We start from the raw sequence: 6,473 nt of genomic DNA on the forward strand, positions 1-6,473 counted from the left end.
GGCCTCACCGGTCGCGCTGCGGCCGCCCGATCCCGAAGGCGTACAGGACCCCGAGCGCGGCGAGCGGCGGCAGCCCGGTCCACAGGAACCACGGGTAGAGCAGCTCGCCGGTGGTGATCGAGACGATTCCCCAGGCCACGAGGTTCACCACCGCGATCGTGGTGAAGATGATCGTGAGCACGCGCATCGCCGTGCCACCGCCGGTCTCGGAGAAGACGCGCCGGCGGGAGACGTCGGGCAGCCGCGCCGGGGCCGCCGGCAGGTCCCGGAGCAGGCGGGTCAGGTCGCCGCGGGTGCGCGCCTCCCAGACCTCCCGCGAGCGGGTGTCGTACTCGCCGAGGTCGATCAGGCCCTCGCCCTGCGCCCACTGCAGGTGCCGCGCCGCCCGGGCGCGGTCGGCGTCGGAGACACGGAGGTCCTCGGGGCGCACCGGCTCTGTCACTCCCTCCATGGTGCCCGTCCGGGCGGTGTGACGGATCAGGGATCGCCCGGATGCGCGCTGCCCCGCATGCCGTGCGCATGACGGGCCCCAGCTCCCCGGACCCCCGCCCCGCCTCCCCCGGCACGGCCGCCTTCGACCACCTCCCCCGGCCCGACGCCGTCGCCGCCCTGCTCACCGTGTGCTCCTCGCCTGCGTGGGCCGAGGCCGTGGCCGACGGCCGCCCCTACGACGATCTCGACGCCCTGCTCGCCGCGGCCGACGCCGCGCTGGACCGGCTCGACGCGGCCGGGATCGGCGACGCCCTCGCCGGGCACCCACGCATCGGCGAGCGGGCCGTCCACTCGGCCACCTCCGCCCGCGAGCAGGCGGGGATGTCCGGGGCGTCGGACGAGGTCCGGGCCGCGATGGCCGAGGGCAACGCCGAGTACGAGCGCCGGTTCGGGCACGTCTACCTCGTGTGCGCCTCGGGTCGCAGCGCCGAGGAGCTGCTGGCCGTGCTGCGCGAGCGGCTCGGCAACTCCGCGGAGGAGGGAGGCCCGGCGCACCCGCGCGGAGCTTGCCGCGATCCACCGCCTGCGGCTCACCGGGCTCATCGTGCAGGATCGATGAGGTGAGTACGGCACCCTCCGGCCATCCCGTCGCCCCCGTCCCCGAGCGGCTGTTCGCGGACGACCGCGAGCAGCGCTGGCGCGCCCGCTTCACCGCGGTCCGCATGTCCCGTCCGGCCTGGGCGCTCGACGCGCCGGACCGCAGCGTGTACTCGTCGAACGCGAGCGGCACCACGCAGGTGCACACCTGGGACCGCGCCACGGGCCTGCACCGGCAGGTCACCGACCGGCCCGCCGGCACCCACTACGCCACCCTGCCGCCCGACGGCGAGCACGTGTGGTGGTTCGCCGACACGGACGGCGACGAGTTCGGCCACTGGGTCGCCGAACCCTTCGCCGGCCTGCCTACCGGCGCGGAGCCCGCGAACCCGCTGCCCGGCGTCGAGGACGGCTACCCCGCGGGCCTCGACATCGGCCGGGAGCTGGTCGCCGCCGGCACGTCGACGGACGAGGGCACCACGATCTGGCTGCACCGCCGCGGCTCCGACGAGCCCGCCACCCCGGTCTACCGGCACGCCGAGGACGCCGGCGTCGGCGGCCTCTCCGAGGACGAGACGCTGCTCGCGATCAGCCACTCCGAGCACGGCGACTCCCGGCACCCGGCACTGCGCGTCATGACGGTCGGCGGCGAGCTCGTCGCCGAGAAGTCCGACGGCCCGGGCAAGGGCCTGAGCCCGATCGCCTTCGCGCCCGTGCGCGGCGACCAGCGGCTGCTCGTCGGGCACGAGCGCCGCGGCCGCGAGGAGCTGCTGATCTGGGACGTCGCCGCGGACACCGAGACCGAGCTCGACCTGGGCCTGCCCGGTGAGCTCGACGCGGACTTCTACCCGGACGCCTCGGCCCTGCTGATCTGGCACACCCACGCGGCGCGCACCCGGCTCCACCGCTACGACCTCGCCACCGGCGAGCTCACGGAGCTGGGCACCGCCCCGGGCTGCATCGCCTCGGCCGACGTCCGGCCGGACGGGACGGTGGAGTACTCCAGCTCGTCGGCCGCCACCCCGTCGGCGGTGCGGGCGCTGCACCCGGACGGCACGGACCGCCGGCTGCTGACCCCGCCCGGCGAGCCCGCGCCCGAGTCCGTCCCGGTCGAGGACCTGTGGGTCGACGGGCCGGGCGGGAAGGTCCACGCACTCGTGGCCCGGCCTGCGCCCTCCGCCGACCACCCCGAAGGTCCCTACCCGGCGGTGTTCGCCCTGCACGGAGGCCCGCACGCCGCCGACGAGGACCGGTTCTCCGCCGCCCGCGCCGCCTGGGTGGACGCCGGGTTCGCCGTGGTCGAGGTCAACTACCGCGGCTCGACCGGGTACGGCTCGGCCTGGCGGGACGCGATCGAGGGCCGGCCGGGCCTGACGGAGCTCGAGGACGTCGCGGCGGTGTACGACGCCGTGGTGGCCGCCGGGCTCGCCGACCCGGCGCGCACGGTCGTCGAGGGCTGGTCGTGGGGCGGTTACCTGGCGCTGCTCGCCGCGGGCACCCAGCCCGAGCGGTGGGCCGGGGCGATCGGCGGGGTGCCGGTGGCCGACTACCTCGCCGCCTACGCCGACGAGATGGAGCAGCTGCGCGCCTTCGACCGTGCCCTGTTCGGCGGGTCGCCCGAGGAGGTGCCGGACCGCTACCGGAGCGCGTCGCCGCTCACCTACGTCGGCGAGGTGCGGGCGCCGGTGCTGGTGCTGGCCGGGGAGAACGACCCGCGCTGCCCGATCCGGCAGATCGACAACTACCTCGACGCGCTGCGTGAGCGCGCCGACCTGCCCTACGAGGTCGCGCGGTTCGACGCCGGCCACGGCTCGCTCGTCGTCGCCGAGACGCTCCGGCACGTGGCCACGGAGATCGACTTCGCCCGCCGCGCGCTCGACAGGATCACAGTCGCGCGCACGTAGGCGTCATCCGCGTGTAGTGATCCGGTAACCCGCCGCCGCCACGATGGGGTCGAATCGGCAAGGAGGCGGTCACGGTGGCGCTCTGGCGCGTGCACGTGGAGCTGGAGGATCGGCCCGGCCGGCTCGGTGAGCTGGCGACCGTGGTCGGTCGTTCGGGGTGCAACATCCTCTGGCTGCACGTGGTGGGGGAACCGGCCGACGACGGGTCGGTCACGGACGAGCTGCTGGTCGAGGTCCCGGAGGGGATCGAGCCCGCGAGCATGGTGGCCGCGCTCGAACGGGCCGGGATCCCGTGCACCCTGCTCGTCCGGGCGGACGCGACCGAGCTGGCCGACACCGCCACCACGGCGCTGGCCCTGGCCCGGATGGTCGCGGCCGACCCGGGCAGCGCGCCCCGGGCCGTCGCCACGCTGCTGCGGGCACGGATCGTCGAGCCGGGCGCGGCCGCCCGGACCGGGCACGTCCATCCGCTGCGGGTCGGCACGGCGCAGGTGCACCTGGGCCGGACGTGGCCGTTCACCGCCACCGAGCTCTCCCGCGCCGCCGCGCTGCTCGAGCTCGCGGCGCAGCTCTCGCTCAGCGACCCGCCCTCGCGGAGCATCGCGCGGACGGACCCGGTCCTGCTGCTGGTCGACGGGTCGGAGGTGCGGGTGCGCATCGCCGGCCCGGCCGACCTCCCGCTGGTCGCGGCCCTGCACGCCCGCTGCTCGCCGGCGACGCGCAGCGCCCGGTTCCTCTCCGCCGCCCCGCGCCTCGACCCGGACGAGCTCGACGCGCTGGTGGGGACGCCGCACGCGGCGTCCGGCCACCCGGCGCAGCGCACGATCCTCGCGCTGACCCCGGACGGCGGCAGCGCCGTGGGGATGGTCACCGTCGAGCGCACGACGGCGGCAGCGGCCTCGTTCGCCGTGGTCGTGGAGGACGCCTGGCAGGACCGCGGGCTGGGCACCGCGCTGGTCCGCCGCGCGGCCGAGGCGGCCGCGGAGCAGGGCGGCGAGGAGCTGGTGGCCACCACGCCCATGCAGAACATGCAGGTGGTGAAGCTGCTGCGCCGGGCCGGGCTGCGGCCCACCGCGGAGATCACCGGCGGGATGCTGCACGTCCGCGCCCCGCTGAGCCGCGTCGTCACCCGGGTCGGCTGACCCGGCCGAACCGGGCTCAGGGCAGGTCGGCGCAGGTGGCGCACGGCACGGCAGGTCAGGACAGGTCAGAGCAGGTCGAGGACCTTCTCCGGCGGGCGTCCGACCACGGCCCGCTCGCCGACGACGACGATCGGGCGCTCGATCAGGATCGGGTGGGCGGCCAGGGCGTCGAGCAGGGTGTCCCGGTCCGCGTCGGCGAGCCCGAGCTCCCCGTAGAGCTTCTCGCCGGTCCGCACGATCGCGCGCGGATCGTCCGTGCCGAGCTGCGCGAGCACCCGCTCCAGCGCGGCGCGGTCCGGCGAGTCGTCGAGGTAGCGCACGACGGCGGGATCCACGCCACGCTCGGTGAGCAGCGCGAGCGCACCGCGGCTCTTCGAGCAGCGTGGGTTGTGCCAGATCGTGACGGCGTCCTGAGGCCCGGCGTCGGTCATGCCCCGAGCCTAGATTGACCGGCATGACGCCTCCCACCACCGGCCTGCTGGTGTTCGACGGCCGTTGCGGGTTCTGCACCCGCACGGTCGGCTGGCTGCGCATGCTCGACCGGGACGCGCGGATCACCACGCTCCCGTACCAGCAGGCGGGCGCCCCGGAGAAGGCCGGCGCGACGGCTGCCGCGTGCGCCGACGAGGTCCACTTCGCCGCCGACGGCCGGACCGTCACCGGCGCGGCGGCGGTCAACGCGGCCCTCGCCGTCGCCCTCCGCACGGACCTGCCCGAACGGGTCTACTCCCGGACCGCACCGCTGCAGGACGGCGTCTACGCCTGGATCGCGCGGCACCGCGGTCGGCTGCCGGGCACCACGCCCTGGTGCGAGCGCTACCCCGACCTCTGCGGGTCCTGACAGCGCCGGACCACGACCGGCGCGGGCCGGGCAGGGCCGGAACACCGCGGCCGGACAGGGTCGGCCCCCGCGCCCCGGAAGGAGTGCGGGGCCGACCGCCGTGGTGGGAACTGCGCGTGCCTCCACTGGACCACGTTCTCTGGACCGGGTCAAGTTTTCGACCCGCTCACCCGGACCCCCTCCTCGCGCGCACCTGAAGCCACGCTGAGTGAGCACGCCGGGGGCCGCCCGTGCTCGGGCAGACTGGGACGCGATGAGCGAGATCCCGATCCCGCACCGCTCCGGCGGCGCGCGGTGAGCGCACCCCCCGGGCCCCACCCGCCGGCCGTCCGCACGGCCCGTCCGGGTTCCGGGCCGCCGCCTCCCCGCACACCCGAGCCCGGGTACGGCGGGGGTGGCCGAGGGCCACGGCGCGGCCTGGGCGGCCGCGTGCTCGGGGCGGTCCTGCTCGCGGCGGCCGCCTCGGTGTTCACCGTGCCGGACCTGTGGTTCGGGCTCGACCGGTGGAGCCCCTTCACGCAGATCGTCGCGTTCCGGGCGATCCTGCTCGTGGTCGTGGCGGTGGTGGCGCTCGCGCTCGCGTTGGTCACGCTCGGGATGCGACGTGCGTGGCCGTTTCCGCTGGCCATGCTGGTCGTCGTCGCGCTGACGGCCTCGACGATGGTGCCGCGCCTCTTCGCCGACCCGGTGCCGACCGGCGGCACGCCCGTGAAGGTGTTGTCCTTCAACGTCTACACGGGCGACGCCGACGTCCACGCGCTCGCGGACGTCATCCACCGCGAGCGACCCGACCTGGTCGCCCTGCCCGAGGCCGGGGAGCGCTACCGGCAGAAGCTCGCGCCGCTGATCGAGGATCTCGGCTACCGGACGGAGGCCTCGGTCGACCGCCGCTCGCAGGACGTCAACGGCGTCACCGCGGCGGTGTCCCCGCGGTTCGGCGACGTGACCTTCGACATCGGGAAGATCACCCCGGACTCGCCCTTCCCGTACGTCCAGGTCTCCGGCGGGGGGATGGGCGACCTGACCTTCGTCGCCTTCCACTCGGTGGCGCCCACCGCGGGCGCGGTCGCCCAGTGGCGGCAGGACCTTGCCGGCGTGAGTCGCTGGTGTACCGCGGCCTCCCCCGCGATCGTGGCCGGCGACTTCAACGCCACCCTCGACCACTCGGTCCTGCGGGCAGCCACAGCGGACTGCGGTGACGCGGCCGCGCAGCGCGGCACCGCGCTCACCGCGACCTGGCCGGCGATGCTGCCCCGCTGGCTGGGCGCCGAGATCGACCACGTCTTCGCGAACCACGGGGCGACCTCGGAGTCGTTCCAGGTCCTGGACCTGCCCGGCAGCGACCACCGGGCGATCCTGACGACCCTGCGGCTGCCGGCGTAGGCCGCGAAGGGGCCGTGCGCGGCGGCGTGCCGCCGCGCACGACCCGCCGGATCAGGCCGGCTCGAGCGCGAAGGTCTCCAGGTCCAGGACGAAGCCCTTGACCCGCATCTCCGGGAGGGTGAAGGGGCTGTCCACCAGGCGCGCGACGCCCTGGCGCTGTCTCTTATACACAAC

7 protein-coding genes are annotated in these 6,473 nt (G+C 75.7%); 5 read left to right on the forward strand and 2 right to left on the reverse strand.

The genetic code is table 11. The features are described from left to right. Positions 1-4: 4 nt before the first annotated feature. A complete protein-coding gene (locus tag LWC33_RS30320; protein WP_233308102.1) occupies positions 5-442 on the reverse strand; it encodes a DUF1707 SHOCT-like domain-containing protein in 438 nt (145 codons plus the stop codon). Between the two features lie 77 nt (positions 443-519). Between LWC33_RS30320 and uraD the strand changes: the two genes are divergently transcribed. From uraD to LWC33_RS30335, 3 genes are all read left to right on the forward strand, one after another. Next, entirely contained in the window at positions 520-1,056 is a 537-nt protein-coding gene (gene uraD, locus LWC33_RS30325; RefSeq protein WP_233308103.1) for a 2-oxo-4-hydroxy-4-carboxy-5-ureidoimidazoline decarboxylase, read from the forward strand. Then, on the forward strand, positions 1,053-2,933 hold the full coding sequence (locus tag LWC33_RS30330; RefSeq protein WP_233308104.1) for a S9 family peptidase: 1,881 nt from the start codon (positions 1,053-1,055) through the stop codon (positions 2,931-2,933). The genes uraD and LWC33_RS30330 overlap by 4 nt, the downstream gene beginning before the upstream one ends. Before the next feature lie 74 nt (positions 2,934-3,007). Next, positions 3,008-4,075 carry a GNAT family N-acetyltransferase gene (locus LWC33_RS30335; protein WP_233308105.1) on the forward strand — a complete coding sequence of 356 codons (1,068 nt, stop codon included), beginning with the start codon at positions 3,008-3,010 and terminating at the stop codon, positions 4,073-4,075. Between the two features lie 65 nt (positions 4,076-4,140). Here LWC33_RS30335 and arsC read toward each other — a convergent pair whose 3' ends face one another. After that, positions 4,141-4,506 (reverse strand): arsenate reductase (glutaredoxin), encoded by a 366-nt coding sequence (gene arsC / locus LWC33_RS30340; RefSeq protein ID WP_233308106.1) that lies wholly within the window; start codon positions 4,504-4,506, stop codon positions 4,141-4,143. 23 nt (positions 4,507-4,529) lie between these two features. Here arsC and LWC33_RS30345 point away from each other — a divergent pair, with 23 nt between their 5' ends. Together LWC33_RS30345 and LWC33_RS30350 are read left to right on the forward strand one after the other, a co-directional pair. Then, entirely contained in the window at positions 4,530-4,916 is a 387-nt protein-coding gene (locus tag LWC33_RS30345; protein ID WP_233308107.1) for a thiol-disulfide oxidoreductase DCC family protein, read from the forward strand. Between the two features lie 429 nt (positions 4,917-5,345). Beyond that, the gene (locus LWC33_RS30350) at positions 5,346-6,299 is read left to right on the forward strand and encodes an endonuclease/exonuclease/phosphatase family protein (protein WP_233308108.1); all 954 of its coding nucleotides are present in this window, start codon (positions 5,346-5,348) and stop codon (positions 6,297-6,299) included. Positions 6,300-6,473: the final 174 nt, after the last annotated feature.

Origin of the sequence: Pseudonocardia terrae, assembly GCF_021343995.1 — a bacterium.
GTDB classification, from domain to species: Bacteria; Actinomycetota; Actinomycetes; order Mycobacteriales; family Pseudonocardiaceae; genus Pseudonocardia; species Pseudonocardia terrae.

Bases quoted from the DNA above. Each gene is read 5' to 3' on its own strand.
- uraD (WP_233308103.1), top strand. From the start codon at position 520: ATGACGGGCCCCAGCTCCCCGGACCCCCGCCCCGCCTCCCCCGGCACG.
- arsC (WP_233308106.1), bottom strand. From the start codon at position 4,506: ATGACCGACGCCGGGCCTCAGGACGCCGTCACGATCTGGCACAACCCA.
- LWC33_RS30345 (WP_233308107.1), top strand. From the start codon at position 4,530: ATGACGCCTCCCACCACCGGCCTGCTGGTGTTCGACGGCCGTTGCGGG.